Below are 1,319 nucleotides of genomic sequence, written 5' to 3'. Positions count from 1 at the left end.
CGCCTTGCGATTATTAAATTTAAACCTTTGCGGCGCGCTATTAAATTTGAACCGGCGCGCCCTACTCGCTGCTTTTGCCCGCTTTTATCATCTTTATAAATTCCTTTGCGAGCTTGGAGGGTTTTTTATACACGACCGAAAACGACACGTCCAAAAGCGGCTCATCCGCGACGTCAAAGAGCGTGATGTAGTCCTTCTGCGTCTCAAAAATGTACCGCGCGAAGCTGAAACTCACGCAAAGCCCCGCCGCGACCATCGCATTAGCCACGTACAAATATGAAGTGTCGCAGAAAATTTGAGGCGTAAAGCCCGCGTTTTCAAAGATTTTTTTAAAGTTCGATTCGCTTTTTAAAATTTTACTGCTGATTGCAAATTTATCGGATTTGAACTCGCTAAGTGCGATTTTAGGGTATTTCTCGGTAGAATTTATACTTGCTCGCGAAACGGCCGGATGAGAGGAGCAGACGCTTAGAAGCAGCCTGCGCTTTTTTATAAACTCGCACTCAAGCCCCTCCGCGACAAGCTCGCCGAAGTGCGCGGCATAGACGATATCAAGCTCGCCGCTTTTTAGCATCTCGATGAGCGCGGGTTCGGAGTGAGCGTGCACAACCCTGATATCGGCTTTAGAAAACCTGCTGTAAAACATCGCGATGATCTTTTCGATAAATTTAAAGCTGGTCGAGGTCGCGCCGATTACGAGCTTGCCCGTCTTAATCGACGAAAGCCCGCGTATTTCGTTATTTAGCTCCTTATTGAGCCTAAGCATATTTTTCGCTCTGGCGATGTAAATTTCGCCCGCGTATGTAAGCTCAAGGCCGTTTTTTCTATCGAAAATTTCGATCCCGAGCTCCTTTTCTAAAAGCATAATGCTCTTTGAAAGCGACGGCTGCGCGATTCCAAGCTCGCTCGCCGCTTTTGTAAAGCTTTTAAGCTCCGAAATTTTTACCGCAAATTCCATATGTCGCAAGCTCATTTTTTGCCCCTTCGGTTGAAATTTTATAGCCTTTAGCTATTAAATTATATACCAAATAACATTTGACTTACATAAAGATTTAATATAAAATTACGATATTAATCTTAAAGATTAAGAAATTTCTAAGTAAAGGGGCAAATATGCAGAGACGCGACATACTGAAAATGGGTATGGTAGGAGCCGGCGCGCTCGCACTCGGCGCGGTAAATGCGCAAGCGAGCGCGGTAGACGCAAAGGACGTTAAATTTGACGAGGAGTGGGATGTAATCATCATCGGCAGCGGTTTTGCAGGGCTTGCGACGGGTTTAAAAGCGGCGCAAAAAGGAAACAAAGTCTTGATCCTCGA

General features: G+C 45.3%; 2 protein-coding genes. One reads left to right on the top strand and one right to left on the bottom strand.

Annotated elements, in window-relative coordinates; translation table 11 throughout:
* Positions 1 to 61: 61 nt before the first annotated feature.
* Positions 62 to 973: a LysR family transcriptional regulator gene (locus Q0256_RS11360; protein ID WP_297963197.1), complete on the bottom strand. Its 912-nt coding sequence runs from the start codon at positions 971 to 973 to the stop codon at positions 62 to 64.
* Positions 974 to 1,113: 140 nt separating this feature from the next.
* Here Q0256_RS11360 and Q0256_RS11355 point away from each other — a divergent pair.
* Positions 1,114 to 1,319, top strand: a 206-nt coding sequence (locus Q0256_RS11355) for an FAD-binding protein (protein ID WP_297963196.1), incomplete at its 3' end; no start/stop codon positions are given.

The organism is uncultured Campylobacter sp., assembly GCF_937949835.1.
In the GTDB taxonomy this organism is placed as follows: Bacteria; Campylobacterota; Campylobacteria; order Campylobacterales; family Campylobacteraceae; genus Campylobacter_B.
This window is presented reverse-complemented; position numbering and strand designations above follow the sequence as displayed.